Source organism: Anaeromyxobacter sp., assembly GCA_016718565.1.
Taxonomy (GTDB): Bacteria; Myxococcota; Myxococcia; order Myxococcales; family Anaeromyxobacteraceae; genus JADKCZ01.
Genome location: JADKCZ010000018.1, coordinates 759,197 through 774,845 on the forward strand (window position 1 = coordinate 759,197; position 15,649 = coordinate 774,845).

A 15,649-nucleotide genomic window follows, 5' to 3' on the forward strand; every position below is an offset into this window, starting at 1 on the left:
CGCCGAAGCCCTGGCGGCCGGCCGTCGGGGCGGCCCTCGGCCCCGCCTCCCCGGGCCCGCTCAGCCGCACCGGCGCACCGCGGCCTCGGCCTCCAGGCGCGCCTCCTCGGCGCGGGCGCGGATCCGGCCCGCCAGCACCTCCACCTCGGCCAGCCTGGCCCGGGCGGCTCGGGCCCGCTCGGCGTGGAAGGCCGCGGCGTCCCACAGCCCGTGGGCCCGCGGATCTCCCGGCCCGCCGGCGTGGGCCGCCGCCCGCCGCCGCCGCTCGTCGGCCTCCGCCTCCGCGGCCACCGCCTCGCGCCGCTGGCGCTCCACCGCTGCCGCCGCCTCCTCGAGATCCTCGGCCGCCGCGCGCCGCCGCCGCGCCAGGCCGGCCGGACCGGGCCTGCCCCGCTGGGGGGCCGTCACGCCACCCCTCCCCTGCCGAGCCGCCCCAGGGCCCCGGCCCGCAGCGCCCGATCGAGCGCGCAGGCCAGCGGCGCCGCCTCCTCGCCGCGCGCCCGCAGGCTGGCCAGCGCCCGCCGGCCCGCCTCCTGCTCGCCAGCGAAGAGGAGGGCCTCGGCGTGCAGGGCTCGGCTGAAGGTGTCGAGCGGGTCCTGGGCCACCGCGGCGGTGAGCGCCTTCACCGCGGCGGGGAAGCGCCCCTGGGCGAAGAGCGCCTGCCCGGCCAGGCGGAGGCCGGCCGGGCTGTCCGGCGCCGCCTCCGCCGCGGCCAGGCCGATGAGCTCGGCCTGCCTGGTGCGGCCCGCCGCCAGCGCCACGGCGCCCGCGGCCACGGCGCCCCGCAGCCCCACCGGCCGGAAGGGAGCGGCGCGGGAGGTGTGGCCCAGCCGGTCGAGCAGGCGGGCCGCCATGGCCAGGCCCATCGCACCGCGGCGCAGGGCCCGCTGGCGGGTGGCCGGCGCGCCGGCGGCGCGGCGTGCCAGGTCGTCGGCCTCGCCCTGGCAGGCGGCGCCGGCCCCCTCGCGCGCCAGGCGCCGGGCCAGCTCGGTGAAGGTGTCGGGTGGGGTCATGTGCCGCGGTGATGCAGGCGCGGTGCCGCGCCCAAGTCCCCGCCACCAGGTGGCCCGGGCGTGTCCTGGCGGCCGGCGCGGAGACCCCGGTCCGCGCCGCGGACCGTCCCTTCGCCGCGGCGGCAGATCGGTTTCCGGGGTGGCGCGTTCACCTCCACGAACGCCACGGAGGTCACCCACATGAACGCGCTCCCCGCCCTGCTCGCCCTCGCCCTGCTGGCCCACCCTCGCCCCGCCCCCTACCCGGCCGTCGTCGACCGGGTGGCCGGCATGGTCTCCGACGGCCAGCTCCAGGCCCTGGCCGCCGAGCGCGGCCTCCAGCTGATCGACCTCACCTGGGAGGACACCGGCCGCAGCCAGGGCTCGTCGGTGGGCCCCAACATCAGCGACGTGACCATCGAGGTGGTCTCCGACGACCGGGGCGCCCGCACGCTGGCGCTCATGCCGGTGCTGCGCTTCCCCAACTTCGCCGACCGGACCGCCGACGTGCGGCTCGACAAGATCTGGCTCAAGGTGGGCAACGAGCGCGACGGCTCGGCCGAGCGGGTGGTCTCGCTCAAGGACTTCCTGGCCAGCCCGGGCCGGTTCCTCTCCGCGCCCGCGGCCGGTCGCATCCAGGGCGGCACCCTGCTGGCGCCGCGCGACACCCACGCGCTGGTGTCGGCCCAGGCCACCTTCCTGCCGGTGCCGCAGGGCGGGCAGGCCACCTTCCACCCGGTCATCTTCAACTACCAGTCCACCCAGGGGCACCCGGCCGTGCTGACGCTGCTGGTGACCCGCCAGGGCACCTCGCTCACCATCGTCGACAACGCCCGCGACACGGTGAGCGGCCACGCCTCGTGGGGGCAGCGGCTCTTCTTCAACGCCGGCGGCGAGCGCGCCCCGCTCACGGCCGAGCGGCTCTCCGACGTGTCGGCCAGCGGCACCACCATGAACGGCGAGTCGGCGGGCAGCCTGGGCGCCGACGCCAACCTGCTCATGCTGGTGCAGGTGCCGCTGGTGGTGAGCCGCCCGCAGCGCAAGGCCCTGGGCGGCGCCTTCCCCATGTCGGCCCCGCCCGCCGCGGCCATGGAGTCGAAGTCGGCCGACCGCGCCTCCGACCTGGAGACCGCGGTGCTGGGCCACGGCGAGCTCGACGGCCCCTTCACCGAGCTGGCCGGCCTCACGGTGGCGCGCGACCAGCGCTTCCCGGTGCGCGTCACCGTGCAGTTCTACCAGGCCACCGCCACCGGCCAGATCGGCCGCGCCGAGCTGGCCGGCCTGGCCGGGCGCATCGAGGCCGTCTACGCCAAGGGAGACTACGTGGGCTCGCTGGTGGTGCCCGCGCCGCGCGACCTGGCCCGGCCGACCCGCTGGCAGGCGCGCCGCGCCGAGCCGACCTGCCGCGTCACCCGCCCCGACGTCTGCGAGTTCCCCGGCCTGGCCGAGCGCTGGGGGCTGTGCTGCCCGGCGCCGCTGCCGCCGGCCGGCATCTGGTAGCGCGCCGCGCGCGGATCAGGGAGGCCCGGCGCCCGTCGAGGGGTCGCCGGGCCTCGCCGCGCCGGCGGCCTCGCCGCCCCGTCAGGGCCCGGCAGGCCGGAGCGTGAGCGTGTGCGCCGCCGGCCCCGGCAGGAACGGGGCCGGCTCGCCGCGCACCCAGGCCTGGTGGCCGGCCCGGAAGAAGGGCGAGCGCGGGTGGCCGCTCTGCCCGCCCGGCATGTGCAGGATCCCCTCGGCTTCCCGCCCCGGCGACACCACGAAGCGCTCCGAGGCGCCGAAGGCCGGACCTTGCACCCGCGGCAGGTCGCCGTCGCCCGGCAGCCGATCGGCCGGCAGGTCGAGCAGCCACCCGAGGCCCGGCGCCGCGGCGGACAGCGGGTGCCGGATGGCGGCGGTGTTCCGCTCGCCCCAGGTGCGGTCGGCCAGGTCCCGGCCGCCCCCCGGCAGGGCGGCCAGCGCGTCGTCGAGGGCGCCGAGCAGCAGCCCCTCCCAGCTGGCCTCGCCGGGCGGGAGCAGGTGGGCCGGCCGCTCCACCATCAGGCGCCAGACGAAGCCCTCCGCCTGCGGCAGGTCGCCGGGCCCGAGGCGGGGCGCGGCGCGGCGGGCCCGCGCGGTGTACGGGGCCAGCGCCCGGGCCATGACCGCCAGCCGCCAGGCCCGCACCAGCCGGTAGCCCACCGAGGCCACGGCGGCGCGTCCGCCCCAGCCGAGGACGTGGAAGCGCACCTCGACGCGGCGCGGATCGGCGTCCAGCGCGGCGCCGGCCAGCTGGCGCACCAGCAGCGCCTGCCAGCGCGCCAGGAACAGCGCCCGATCGTCGAGCTGGATGGCCAGCAGGTCCTGCTCCGAGAAGGCCTCGCGGGCGAAGAGCCGCTCCTGGATCTGGCCGGCCCGGGCCCCGAGCGCGTAGCCGCCGTCGCCGATCCGCGCCAGGGCCGGGCCGTCGGCCACCCGGGCGTTGGCGGTCCAGAGCCGGCCGGAGGGCGGGTCGGCCAGGCGCGGCGTCTCCTCCGGCGGAGCCAGGCCCTGCCAGCGACGCACCCCGTCGGCGAAGCTCCCCGGGAGGCGGCCGTCGAACCCCACCCGGCGCGGCAGCCGGCCGGCCACCGTCCAGCCGACCCGGCCCGTCCGGTCGGCGCAGTGGAAGTTCTGCGGCGGCACCCCGGCGCGGGTGGCGGCGTCCAGCGCCTGGTCGAGCGTGGCGGCCCGCTCCAGCGCCAGCAGCCCGAGGTCCACCGCGCCGGGCAGGTGGGCGGTCCAGGCCAGCGCCCGGCGGCGCCCGGCGTGGTCGGTGTCCACCACCGGCCCCCAGACGGTGGAGGCCACCTCCAGCCGCTCCGGCGCCCCGCCCTTGACCAGCAGCAGCTCGACGGCCCGCTTGAGGTGGCGCGGCCCCTCGGGCGTGAGGTAGGCGTCGCCCCCCCCCGGCGCCTCCTGCAGCTCCACCAGGTCCTGCCAGTCGCCGTAGCTGTTGGTGAACCCCCAGGCCACCAGCCCGGTCGAGCCGGCCACCACCACCGGCACGCCCGGCAGCGTCAGGCCGGTGACCGTGTGCGGGGCGCCGTCCTCGGTCCAGGAGAGCGAGGCGCGGTACCAGGTGCTGGGCACCGAGAGGCCGAGGTGCATGTCGTCGGCGACCAGGGCGCCGCCGTGCATCGAGTGGCGTCCGTCCACCACCCAGGCGTTGCTGCCACGGCCGAGGGCGGGCGAGGTGAGGAGGGAGAGCAGGTCGGGGTCGGGGTCGAGGTCGAGGTCGGGGTCGGGGTCGGGGTCGGGGTCGGGGTCGAGGTCGAGGTCGAGGTCGGGGTCGAGGGCTCTCCCCGGCGTGCCCCTCCGCAAGTCGAGCACCTCCGGCCCCGGCAGCGGCGGGGTCGCCGCCGGTCCGCCCATGAGCGGCGCGTCCCATTCGCCGCGCAGCGGCGCCAGCAGCTCCAGGTACGGCGCCGGCAGCGTGTCGCGCAGGGCGCCGAGCAGCGCGTCGCGGGCGCCGGCCTCGCCGTTCAGGTCGATGAACATGGCGTAGCCCACCAGGAGCGAATCCTCGGGGCGCCACGGGGCCGGCTCGGCGCGCAGCAGCAGGTACTCGAAGGGGCGCGCGCCCAGGGCCGCCTGTCCGGCGGCGACCCCGGCCACGTAGGCCTCGAGCAGGGCCCGCTGGTCGCCCGGCAGCGCCGCCACCGCGCTCCGGGCCCGGGCGCGGAACTGGTGGACCCTGGCCCTGCGGTCCACCGGCAGCGCCGCGGCCCCCACCAGCTCGGCCAGCTCACCGGCGGCGCGGCGGCGCAGGAGGTCCATCTGGAAGAGCCGGTCCTGTGCGTGGAGGAACCCGGTGGCCCGCGCCACGTCGAGCCGGCTGGCGCCGCGCACCGTGGGGACGCCGAGCGCGTCGCGGGTGACGGAGACCTCTGCCCCCAGGCCCGCCAGCGGGCGGGCGCCGTCCAGCACCGGCAGGCTGCGTCCCAGCGTCCACCAGGCCGCCGTGGCCAGGAGGACGAGGAGGAGCACCAGCGCCGCGAGGCCGCGGAGCAGCCAGCGCAGCGCGGTGCGCGCGGCGGAGCCGGCTGGGCCGGGGGGCGGCGAGGGGAGCGGCTCCACGCGGGGAGCCTACACCGGGGTGGCGCCGGCGCTTCCTGGGAGGCGCGATCAGGATCGGGGTCGGGATCGGGATCGGGGTCGCGCTCCGCGTCACCCGGCGACGGGACGCACGCACCTGTCGGTGGGTGCTCACCTCCCGCCTCGCGCCGGGTCGCCGCGCGCCCGGTGGCGGATTGCCACACCCGTCGGCGCGCGGACCCGTGGCGCGCGCTCCGCCGTCCCGCCTCCACCTGGCGCGGCGCGCAAAGGGCGATGGTACATTCGACGCTGGGCTGAACGCGGGGCCCGCGGGGCCAGCCGGCCGGGAGAACCACATGGCAGGGGAGCAGCTGAGGGCGGGCACGGGGCTGAGCCGCGGCCAGGACTCCTTCCAGGCCGGCAGCGCCGCCGCCGCCGCCGCGGTGCAGGAGCTGGCCGGCCAGGCGCCGGCGCTGGTCGTGGTGTTCACCACGCCGCGCCACGACCTGCCGGCGCTGCTCGCCGGGGTCCGGTCCGTCACCGGGACCACGCTGCTGGTGGGCTGCACCTCCTCGGGCGAGATGGTGCGCGGCGAGTTCATGGGCTTCGGGGCCGGCGTGGCCGTCCTGGTCCTGACGGCCGGGCCCTACCGCTTCGGCGCGGCCTCCGCCGACCACGTCCGCGGCGACCTCGACCGCGCCGGCCAGGCCCTCACCCGGGCCAGCCGCGAGGCGGCGGGCCCCGGACCGAACGGCACCGTGGTGCTGCTGGCCGACTCGCTGCTCGGCGACCTGCAGCAGCTGGTGCAGGGCGTCTACCGCGTCACCGGGCCGAAGGTCGCCATCGTCGGCGGGGGGGCCGGTGACGAGCAGAAGTTCGTGCGGACCCTGGTCTTCCACGACGACCGGGTCATCGACGAGGGGGTGGTGGCGCTCTGGATCTCCAGCCCGGAGCCGCTGCGGGTGGTGACGCGGCACGGCTGGGAGCCCATGGGGATCCCGATGCTGGTGACCCGCGTGGAGGGCACCCAGATCATGGAGCTGGGCGGGCGCGCGGCGGCGGAGGTGTACGAGGCGCAGCTCGGGCTGGGCGCGGGCGAGCTGACCCCCGAGGCCTTCTGGGGCACCTCCATCATGCACCCGCTCGGCCTGCTCCAGCCCGACGGGTCCACCGTCATCCGGGTGGCCCGGTCGAAGTCGGCGGAGGGGTACCTCAACATCCAGGGCTGCTGCCCGCCGGCGGGCGGCGCCGTCCAGGTCATGACCGGCACCACCGACCAGCTCCTCGACATCGCCGAGGAGGTGGCTGGCGCCGCCCTGGAGGGGCGCCCGGCGGCAGGGGTCCTGCTGGCCTTCAGCTGCGCGGCGCGCGCCAAGATCTTCGGCGAGCGGGCGCCGGAGGAGCCGCGGCGCCTCCAGGCGGCGGCGGGCGCGGTGCCGGTCTTCGGCCTCTACTGCTGCGCCGAGTTCGCGCGCACCGCCGGCGTCCTCGGCACCCACAACGCCACGCTGACCGCGCTGGCCCTCTAGCGGCACGGGCGCCTGGGTGGACGGGACCACGCCGCCGGCGGGCCAGGAGCGGGGGGCGGCCGCGCCGCCGCCGGGGCGCGAGGTGGTGGAGCGGCTGCGCCTGGCGCACCTGGAGGCGCTGCGGGCCCTGGGCGCCGCGGTCGCCGACACCACCCGCCTCACCCGCCTGTTCACCATCCTGGGCGAGCCTGCTCCGCTGGAGGTGCTGCTGGAGCGGGTCCTCGCCACCCTCTCGGAGCTCTTCTCGTCGGACGTGGTGCTGCTCCTGCAGCCGGCCGGGCCGGGGGAGTTCGCGCCGCTGGCGGCCATCGGGCTGCCGGAGGACCTGCTGCGCCGGCCCGTCTCGGCCGCGCCCGGCAGCCGGCTGGCGGCGGCCCTGGCGGGCCGTGCGCCGGAGGAGTCCGGCGAGGTGCAGGACGACCTCGCCGTGGACCTCCACCTGCGGGAGCTGGGGATCCGGCGCGCGGTGTGGCTGCCGGTGGTCGGCGCGGCCGAGCCGCTGGCCGTGCTCTGCCTGGCCCGCTGCCGCCCGGCGCCGTTCTCCCGCGCCGACGTGGACCTGCTCAGGGCCATGGCCTACCGGATCGGGCTGGTGCTGGAGCGGGACCGGACCGAGGCCTCGCTGCGCGAGGCGCAGGAGCGGCTGCTCCAGGCCGAGAAGCTGGCGCTGGCCGGCCGCCTGGCCGGCTCGGTGGCCCACGAGGTCAACAACCCGCTGGCCTACCTCAGGGCCAACCTGCAGGCGCTGCAGCGCCAGCTGCCGGCCGTCTCGGCCACCCTCGAGGCCGCCCGCTCCGCCGCCGCGTTCCTGGCCAGCCACCCCGCGCCGGAGGCCCGCCAGCAGGGGCGCACCCTCCTGGCCGCGATGGGCGAGGAGGCCGGCGCCGAGCTCACCACGGAGCTGGCCGAGCTGGTCGAGGAGTCGCTCGACGGCGTCGTCCGCATCGGCCACCTGGTCCGGGGCTTCACGCGCCTGGCGGTGGCGGACCAGCCCACCCTGGCCGGCTGGGTGGACCTGCGGGCCCTGGTCGCCGAGTGCCTCTCCGAGCTGCCGGGCCAGGCGGGCGGCCCCGGCCTGGTGCAGCTGGGCCTGGGCGGCGACGCCTGCGCCGCCTGGGTGGCCCCCGAGGTCCTCAAGGCGGCGCTGCTCGGCCTGCTGCGGTTCCTGCGGTCGCCCGGGCACCGCCGCGGCGAGCCGGTGGGCCAGGTCGTCGTCGTCGCCGAGCGCCAGCAGGGCCGACCGACGGTGGTCATCACCGACCCGTCCATCCTGCTGTCGGACGAGCAGCGGCGGGCCATCTTCGATCCGCGCATGGAGGAGGTGGAGACGCCGGGTGGCCGCACCATCCGCCTCAGCCTGTCGCTCCTGCTGAGCTACCAGCTGCTGCGCGGCTGCCAGGCGGAGCTCTCGGCCACCGCCACGGGGCTGCAGGGGCTGGTGATCCGGATCCGGCTGCCGGCGGTGCCCGCCGCCCCGGCCTAGCTCAGGCCGCCAGGCCGGCCGGCGCCGCCGGCTTGCGCCGGGCCCGCCGCGGCCCGGTGGCCCTCAGGTGCCGCCACAGGTTGAGCCGCTCGCCGGAGATGACCCGGCTGCCGAGGTCGGCCTCCAGGAAGGCCAGCAGCTCGGCCGGCGTGGTGGTCTCGTTGCCCAGCCGCTCGGCCCCCGGGTAGCGGGAGGCCTTCATGACCCGCACCACCGCCTCGGAGCAGAACAGGGCCCGCGACGAGGTGAAGGGGTTGCGCCACCGCCTGGCGCTGAACCACCGGCCCACCAGCGTGAGGAAGATGCCGAAGAGGCCGAGCACGTCGAACTGGTCGCCCAGCCAGCCGCCGGCCTCGGGCAGGCCCCGGTGCAGGTCGTGGGCCGGCTCCACCAGCGCCACCACCCGGTTCTCCTTCACGAACTCCGCGAGGGCGATGAGCCGGAACCCGGTGGAGTGGGCCTCCAGCACCAGGCGGAGCTCGAAGAGCGGGTCCTCCACCAGCAGCCAGGCGTGGCTGGCCTGCGACCGCATCATGGCGCGGATGAGCGCCGAGAGCGGGTTCCAGCGGCGCGGCGTGGAGAAGCCGACGAAGACCATGCGTCCTCCGAGGGGGGAGAGGGCGCAGCACAGCACGCCGCGTCCGGCTTGTCATGGCGGGCCTGGCCGGGCCGGGCGAGCGCGGGCGGCCCGGGCCGACCCGTCCTCCCGGCGGGTGGCGCCCCTCGGTCGCGTGGCAGGGCGCCGCACGCACCCGCCGGTTCCCCTTGAACCCCGTTCCTGTGCCGTGCCACCATCTCCGGCCGCTTCCACGCCACCCCCCGATCCACCAGGAGCCCGCCCATGAGCCCCGCCCCGTTCCACCCGCTCGCCTCGGCCGCCAACGAGGCGCTGGCGAAGGACTGCCCGGTCCTGCTGGACCTGCTCTCGGAGCGCGGCAAGCGCTTCTTCTTCCCGTCCAAGGGGATCCTGGCCCAGGGCGCCGAGGCCAAGCTGAAGGCCAAGACCGCCAACGCCACCGTGGGCATCGCCACCGAGAACGGCGCCCCCATGAACCTGGCGTGCGTGGCCAAGTACTTCACCGGCCTGACCCCCGCCGAGATCTTCGACTACGCGCCCTCCTACGGCAAGCCGGACGTGCGCGCCGCCTGGGCCAAGAAGCAGCGGGCCGAGACGCCGTCGCTGGGCGAGCACCCGCTCTCCAGCCCGGTGGTCACCAACGCCCTGACCCACGGCCTGGGCCTGGTGGGCGACCTGTTCCTCGACCCGGGCGACGCGGTGCTGACCGCCGACCTGCTCTGGGAGAACTACAACCTGAACTGGGAGACCCGGCTCGGCGCCGTCTTCCACTACTTCCCCTTCTTCGACGACCGGCTCACCGGCTTCAACCTGGCGGCCTTCACCGCCGGGCTGGCCCGGCACCGCGGCCAGAAGCTGGTGGTCTCGCTCAACTTCCCCAACAACCCGTCGGGCTACACGCCCACCCGGGTCGAGGCCGACGCCATCGTGGCCGCCCTCACCGCCGAGGCCGAGGCCGGCACCAGGCTGGTGGTCTGCGTCGACGACGCCTACTACGGGATGTTCTACGACGACGCCTCGGCCACCGAGTCGATCTTCGGCAAGCTGGCCAGGGCCTCGAACAACCTCCTGGCCATCAAGGTCGACGGCGCCACCAAGGAGGAGTTCGTCTGGGGCCTGCGGGTGGGCTTCGTCACCTTCGGGGTGAAGAACGGCACCGCCGCCGCCTACAAGGCGCTGGAGGACAAGACCGCCGGCCTGATCCGCGCCTACATCTCCAACGTCTCCAACCCCGGGCAGTCGGTGGTCCTGAAGGCGCTCAACGACCCCGACTTCCGCGCCCAGCAGGCCGAGAAGGTGGCCACCCTGCGCGGCCGGGCCAAGGTCACCGCGGTGGAGTGCCGCCGGGCCGAGTACGCCGACTGCTGGGACGTCTACCCGTTCAACTCGGGCTACTTCATGTGCCTGCGCCTCAAGGGCGCCGACGCCGACGCGGTGCGGGTCAAGCTGCTCGACGAGCACGGCGTGGGCGCCATCGCCCTCGGGAAGACCGATCTGCGGGTGGCCTTCTCCTGCCTCACCGAGGCGCAGATCCCCGGCGTCTTCAGCGCCGCGGCCAAGGCGGTGCGGGCGGTGCGCGGGTCGTAGCCGCCGCCCGGCGTCCGGTCGCACCCACGGCCCCTTCACCGTCCGGTGGAGGGGCCGTGGTCGTTCCGCCCCCTCCACCCCTCCCCGCTCCCCCAGCAAGCTGGGGGAGCGGAGGGAGAGCATGGCGAGCCCCCTCGTTGAGCCCCCCGGCCCTCTCCCCGCCGGGGAGAGGGCCGGGGGGAGGGGGCCGACGGCTCAGCTCCGGTAGTCGGCGTTCTCGGTGACGTACTCGTGCGTCAGATCCGCCCCCAGCACCTCGGCCTGGCCCGGTCCCCGCCCCACCACCGCCTCGATGGCCACGCAGCGCTCGTGGCGCGGGTAGTCCACCGGCGGCTTGAAGGTGATGCCGTCCGGCGCCGGGACCTGCGGGTAGAGCTCGGCCGCCAGCAGGTGGGCGGTGAGCCGCCGCTCCTTCTCCGGGTCCAGCTGGAACAGCCCGCCGTCCACGATCACCTCGCCGCCCATGGTGAGGCGGGCCTCGGCCGGATCGAGCGGGATGGCGCGCGCCCCGGCCTCCTTGCCGAGCGCCGCCACCAGCCGCCCCACGTTGGGATCGTTGCCGGCCACCGCGGTCTTGAGGAGCGGCGAGTTGACGATGGCCTTGCCCAGCGCCAGCGCGGCGGCGCGGTCCGGCGCGCCGCTGATGCGCACCCGCAGCACGTGGCGCACCCCCTCGCCGTTGCGGACCACGTCCTCGGCCAGGTCCCGGCAGACCTGCCCGAGGGCCCCGCGGAAGGCGGCCAGGTCCACCGGGCCGGCCGCGCCGGAGGCCAGCAGCGCCACGGTGTCGGAGGTGGAGGTGTCGGAGTCGATGGAGATGGCGTTGAAGCTCTGGTCCACCGCGTCCGCCAGCGCCGCCCGCAGGGCCTGCCGCGGCACCGCCGCGTCGGTGAGCAGGTAGACCAGCATGGTGGCCAGGTTGGGCTCGATCATGCCGGCCCCCTTGGCGATGCCCACGATGGAGGCGCCGCCGGGCAGGTCGGCGCGCCGCACCTTGGGGTAGAGGTCGGTGGTCATGATGCCGTCGGCCGCGGGCAGGATGGAGTCCGGCTGGAGCGCCGCCACCGCGGCGGGCAAGGCCGCCGCCATGGCCTCCACTGGCAGCCGCCAGCCGATGACGCCGGTGGAGGAGGGCAGCACCTCCTCGGGCGAGAGGCCCAGCGCGCCGGCCGCCTCCCGGCAGAGCCGCTCCGTGGCCTCCACCCCGCCCGGCGCGCAGACGTTGGAGATCTTGTTGTTGACCAGCACCGCGCCCAGGCGCGCCCCGGCCAGGCGGCGGCGGCCCACGATGACCGGCGCGCCGGGGAAGGCGTTCCGCGTGAAGACGGCGGCGAAGGCCTCGGTGGGCCGGTCGAGCGCCAGCAGCGCCAGCTTCATGCGGGCCGGCCGGGCCACCTCGAACGGGGTGAACTCGAAGGCCGCCGCCCCGGCCCGGAAGCCCCGGGGGAGCTTCGCCTGCGCCGAGAGCCAGGCGCGGTGCGCCTCGCGGGAGTCGAAGGTGAGGGAGGTGCTGGCCATGGCGGCGGAATACCCCGCGTGACCGGGAGCGTCAACGCGAGGGGCGCCGCCAGGCCTCCCCGCCCGGCCAGCCCCGCCTCGGACCGGCCAGATGCTGGTGATCCGGGGCGGACGACCCGCCCCGGGCTGGGCCTAGGCGCCCCCGACCCGTGTAAACTTTCAGTTGATTCACCAATCGGCTATGTCACCGAGAGTCGAAATGCCGCGCCCCTGGACCCGAAAGGGCCCGTGCCTGGGAGTGCGGGCGTGGCTATCCACGTTGCATGGATCTCCTCGCTCGCTTCGCCGGTAACGTCCGCCGCCTGCGCTCCAAGAAGCACCTGTCCCAGAAGGCGCTGGCCGACAAGGTGGGGATCTCCGTCTCCTACGTGTCGATGCTGGAGCGGGGCCAGCGCTCACCACCCCTCGAGACCGTGGAGAAGGTGGCCAAGGCCCTGGGCGTGCCGCCGGCCGGCCTGCTCGGCGGCAAGTGACCCGGCGCGCCGCGTTCCCCGGCCCGGGGCGGCGCGGTGGTCAGCTGCCCAGGGTGGCCTGACCGGGCCGCCAGTCCACCGGGGCCGGCTGCCCGGTCTTCAGGGCCTCGAGCACCCGGATGAGCTCCGAGATGGAGCGCCCCACCATGAGGTTGTGGAAGGCGGCGTACTGGATCACGCCGGCCGGGTCCACCAGGACGGCCGCCCGGGCCGCCACCCCCTCCCGCTCGAGCAGCGCCCCGTAGGCCCGGGCGATGGCCCCCCCGGCGTCCGCCACCAGCGGCAGGGCCACCGGACCGAGCACCTCGGCGATCCAGCGCGCGTGCGTGTCGACGTCGTCCACCGAGAGGGCCAGGGCGTCGGCCCCCAGGGCCCGCAGCTCCGGCATGCGCTTGGAGAGCTCGGTGATCTCGGTGGGGCAGACGGTGGTGAAGTCGCGGGGGTAGAAGAAGAGCAGCAGCCAGCGCCCGCGGTGGGCGGCGAGCGAGGAGGTGACCCGCTCGCCGCTCCCCTGGACCGCGGGGGCGGTGAAGTCCGGCGCGGGCTCGAGCAGGAGGGCCATGGGCCATCCCCTACGGGCCGGGGCGCCGCGCGTCAAGCGCCGTGCGCCGGGTCGCTCGCCTCCCTCCGGGCGCCTCTGCTATCCTGCTCGACCCTCGCAGCACCCCCCTCACGGAGGCGCCTCACATGAGCCAGAAGAAGCTCCGCGTCGGCATCCTCGGCGCGACCGGCATGGTCGGCCAGCGGTTCCTCGCCCTCCTGGAGCACCACCCCTGGTACGAGGTGACCCTGGTGGCCGCCAGCGCCAACTCGGCCGGGCAGCGCTACCAGGACGCGGTCAAGGGGCGCTGGGCGCTCCAGACCGCCATCCCCGCGGCCGCCGGCGCCCTGGTGGTGAAGAACGCCGCGGACGTGAAGGCCATCGCCGCCGAGGTGGACTTCGTCTTCTGCGCCGTGGACATGTCGAAGGAGGAGACCGCCAGGCTCGAGGAGGACTACGCCCGGGCCGAGACGCCGGTGGTCTCCAACAACTCGGCCCACCGCGCCACCCCCGACGTCCCCATGATGGTGCCGGAGATCAACCCCGAGCACGCCGAGATCATCCCCCTGCAGCGCAAGCGGCTCGGCACCACCCGCGGCTTCATCGCGGTGAAGCCCAACTGCTCGCTGCAGAGCTACGTGCCGGCCATCCACCCGCTGATGGAGTTCGGGCCCAGGCGCATCGCGGTGTGCACCTACCAGGCCATCAGCGGCGCCGGGAAGACCTTCGAGACCTGGCCGGAGATGGTGGACAACCTCATCCCCTTCATCAAGGGCGAGGAGGAGAAGTCCGAGAAGGAGCCCATGAAGATCTGGGGCCGCATCCAGGGGGCCGGCATCGTGGCCGCCACCGACCCGGTCATCAGCGCCCAGTGCATCCGCGTGCCCGCCGCCGACGGCCACATGGCGGCGGTCTTCGTGGCCTTCGACCGGAAGCCCTCGAAGGAGGAGATCCTGGCCCGCTGGAGGTCCTTCGCCGGGCGGCCGCAGCAGCTGGGCCTGCCCAGCGCGCCCACCCCCTTCCTGCACTACTTCGAGGAGGAGAACCGGCCGCAGACCCGGCTCGACCGCGACGCCGGCAAGGGCATGGCGATCACCATCGGCCGCCTCCGCACCGACTCGCTCTTCGACTACCGCTTCGTGGCGCTGTCGCACAACACGGTGCGCGGCGCCGCCGGCGGCGCGGTGCTGACCGCCGAGCTGCTCACCAAGGACGGCTGGATCACGGCCAGGTAGCCCGCCACCTCCGGCCGGCCCCACGGCCCCGGCGCCGCCCGCCAGGGTGGCCCGGGGCCGCCGTGCGTCCGCGCCACGGCCGGGCTACACCACGGCATGCCCCGCACGCCCGCGCACCCGGTCGATCCGCTCTTCCCGCGCCGCTGGTCTCCGCGCGCCATGTCCGGCGCCCCGCTCCCCCGGGAGGCCCTCCTGACGCTGCTGGAGGCGGCGCGCTGGGCGCCCTCGGCCGGCAACGGCCAGCCCTGGCGCTTCGCCTGGGCCCTGCGGGGCACGCCGGCCTTCGAGGCCGCCCTGGCGGCGCTGGTGCCGGCCAACCGCGCCTGGGCGCACGCCGCCGGGGCCTTGGTGCTGCTCTCCGCCCGGACCGTGCGCGACGACGGCCGGCCCGCCCCCACCGCCGCCTTCGACGCCGGCGCCGCCTGGATGGCGCTGGCGCTGCAGGGCACCCTCTCCGGCCTGGCGGTGCACGCCATGGCCGGGTTCGACCGGGAGGCGGCGAGGGCGCTGGCCCGGCTCGGGCCCGGCGAGGAGCCGCAGGTGATGATCGCGGTGGGCGCTCCGGGGGCCGTGGAGGCGCTGCCCGAGCCGCTGCGGGCGCGCGAGACGCCCAGCGACCGGCTCCCGCTCGAGGAGCTGGTCCGGCCGCTGGCCTGACCGCCGGCGGGACGGAGCCCCACCCCAGGGCGGCCCGGCCGTGCCGCCGGCTACTCGGAGACCTGCGCCTCGACCCGCCGGTTCATGGCGTGGCAGTCCTCGGTGGCCTCGGTGCAGGCCAGCCGCGACTCGCCGAACGACTTGCTCGAGAGCCGCTTGGCCGCCACCCCGTGCGAGGTGAGGTAGCGCAGCACGGCGGCGGCCCGCCTGGCCCCGAGCCGCAGGTTGTAGGCCTCGGAGCCGCGCGGGTCGCAGTGCCCGTCGAGCCGCACGGTGGCCTTCGAGCCCGCCAGGCAGGAGGCGAAGCGATCGAGCGCCGCCGTGGCGTCGCCGCTGAGGACCGCCTTGTCGAAGGCGAAGTTCACCGCCTCGAGGCTGCAGGCGGCCGGTGCGGCCGGGGCAGGGGCGGGCGGGGCAGGGGCGGGCGGGGGGGCGGGCGGGGGCGCCTCCGGCAGCTCGGGGGCGCGATCGGTGGGGTAGGACGCCGCCGAGAGCGCCAGGCGGTACCGGTCCTCCCACCTGGTGGTGAGCCCGGTGTCGGCGACCACCCGCGCCTGCACGCCGGTCACCTGCCCGGGTGGCGCCACCACGTCGAGCCGGCCCGCCATCCGGAACAGGTACTTCTCGACGTAGGTGAAGACGTCCGACTCGCCCTCCAGCGCGGCCCGCACCTCCAGCCGGTGGGGACCCGGCGCCACCGGGCCGGAGTAGACGGCCTGGGCCGGGTCGGCGCCCCTGGCCGGCTGCTGCACCGCCAGCGGCTTGCCGTCGAGCTCGACCTGGAGCGACTGCAGGTCGAGCCAGTCGGTCTCGCTCGGGCCGAAGTAGACCTCGAGCAGCGCGCCCGGGGCGGCCAGCGCCGGGGAAGCGAGGAAGACGGAGCAGGCGGCGGCAGCGGCGCGGAACCACCCGGACGGGCGCACGGGGCGACGGCTGCGGTGACGGCGGGAGGCAGACATTTGGGCCAGTCTAGCGGAACGACCCATGCAAGGGTGTCCCCCGGT

13 protein-coding genes and 1 pseudogene are annotated in these 15,649 nt (G+C 76.5%); 7 read left to right on the forward strand and 7 right to left on the reverse strand.

What is annotated here, in order from left to right; translation table 11 throughout:
- Positions 1–60 precede the first annotated feature (60 nt).
- Together IPO09_22285 and IPO09_22290 are read right to left on the reverse strand one after the other, a co-directional pair.
- Entirely contained in the window at positions 61–408 is a 348-nt protein-coding gene (locus IPO09_22285; GenBank protein ID MBK9519998.1) for a hypothetical protein, read from the reverse strand.
- On the reverse strand, positions 405–1,013 hold the full coding sequence (locus IPO09_22290) for a hypothetical protein (GenBank protein MBK9519999.1): 609 nt from the start codon (positions 1,011–1,013) through the stop codon (positions 405–407). Before IPO09_22290 ends, IPO09_22285 begins: the two co-directional genes overlap by 4 nt.
- Before the next feature lie 225 nt (positions 1,014–1,238).
- On the opposite strand from IPO09_22290, the pseudogene IPO09_22295 reads away from it, so the two are divergent.
- Positions 1,239–2,369, forward strand: a pseudogene (locus tag IPO09_22295) (hypothetical protein).
- A gap of 204 nt (positions 2,370–2,573) precedes the next feature.
- Here the strand turns inward: IPO09_22295 and IPO09_22300 are convergent.
- Positions 2,574–5,030 (reverse strand): penicillin acylase family protein, encoded by a 2,457-nt coding sequence (locus IPO09_22300; GenBank protein MBK9520000.1) that lies wholly within the window; start codon positions 5,028–5,030, stop codon positions 2,574–2,576.
- Between the two features lie 371 nt (positions 5,031–5,401).
- Between IPO09_22300 and IPO09_22305 the strand changes: the two genes are divergently transcribed.
- Positions 5,402–6,574, forward strand: coding sequence for an FIST C-terminal domain-containing protein (locus IPO09_22305; GenBank protein MBK9520001.1), 1,173 nt, complete (start codon positions 5,402–5,404; stop codon positions 6,572–6,574).
- A gap of 16 nt (positions 6,575–6,590) precedes the next feature.
- Positions 6,591–8,057 carry a GAF domain-containing protein gene (locus tag IPO09_22310; GenBank protein ID MBK9520002.1) on the forward strand — a complete coding sequence of 489 codons (1,467 nt, stop codon included), beginning with the start codon at positions 6,591–6,593 and terminating at the stop codon, positions 8,055–8,057.
- Position 8,058: 1 nt separating this feature from the next.
- Here the strand turns inward: IPO09_22310 and IPO09_22315 are convergent, their stop codons facing one another.
- Complete coding sequence (locus tag IPO09_22315) at positions 8,059–8,655, reverse strand: hypothetical protein (protein ID MBK9520003.1); 597 nt, start codon at positions 8,653–8,655, stop codon at positions 8,059–8,061.
- Between the two features lie 243 nt (positions 8,656–8,898).
- On the opposite strand from IPO09_22315, the gene IPO09_22320 reads away from it, so the two are divergent.
- Complete coding sequence (locus tag IPO09_22320; protein ID MBK9520004.1) at positions 8,899–10,221, forward strand: aminotransferase class I/II-fold pyridoxal phosphate-dependent enzyme; 1,323 nt, start codon at positions 8,899–8,901, stop codon at positions 10,219–10,221.
- 195 nt (positions 10,222–10,416) lie between these two features.
- Here the strand turns inward: IPO09_22320 and IPO09_22325 are convergent, their stop codons facing one another.
- The gene (locus IPO09_22325; protein MBK9520005.1) at positions 10,417–11,739 is read right to left on the reverse strand and encodes a bifunctional ornithine acetyltransferase/N-acetylglutamate synthase; all 1,323 of its coding nucleotides are present in this window, start codon (positions 11,737–11,739) and stop codon (positions 10,417–10,419) included.
- Between the two features lie 263 nt (positions 11,740–12,002).
- On the opposite strand from IPO09_22325, the gene IPO09_22330 reads away from it, so the two are divergent.
- Entirely contained in the window at positions 12,003–12,212 is a 210-nt protein-coding gene (locus IPO09_22330) for a helix-turn-helix transcriptional regulator (GenBank protein ID MBK9520006.1), read from the forward strand.
- A gap of 40 nt (positions 12,213–12,252) precedes the next feature.
- Here the strand turns inward: IPO09_22330 and IPO09_22335 are convergent, their stop codons facing one another.
- Positions 12,253–12,774, reverse strand: coding sequence for a peroxiredoxin (locus tag IPO09_22335; GenBank protein ID MBK9520007.1), 522 nt, complete (start codon positions 12,772–12,774; stop codon positions 12,253–12,255).
- Positions 12,775–12,899: 125 nt separating this feature from the next.
- Between IPO09_22335 and asd the strand changes: the two genes are divergently transcribed.
- Both asd and IPO09_22345 read left to right on the forward strand, forming a co-directional pair.
- Positions 12,900–13,988 (forward strand): aspartate-semialdehyde dehydrogenase, encoded by a 1,089-nt coding sequence (gene asd / locus IPO09_22340; GenBank protein MBK9520008.1) that lies wholly within the window; start codon positions 12,900–12,902, stop codon positions 13,986–13,988.
- 96 nt (positions 13,989–14,084) lie between these two features.
- Entirely contained in the window at positions 14,085–14,645 is a 561-nt protein-coding gene (locus IPO09_22345; GenBank protein ID MBK9520009.1) for a nitroreductase family protein, read from the forward strand.
- Between the two features lie 50 nt (positions 14,646–14,695).
- Here IPO09_22345 and IPO09_22350 read toward each other — a convergent pair whose 3' ends face one another.
- The gene (locus tag IPO09_22350; protein MBK9520010.1) at positions 14,696–15,568 is read right to left on the reverse strand and encodes an OmpA family protein; all 873 of its coding nucleotides are present in this window, start codon (positions 15,566–15,568) and stop codon (positions 14,696–14,698) included.
- Between the last annotated feature and the right edge of the window lie 81 nt (positions 15,569–15,649).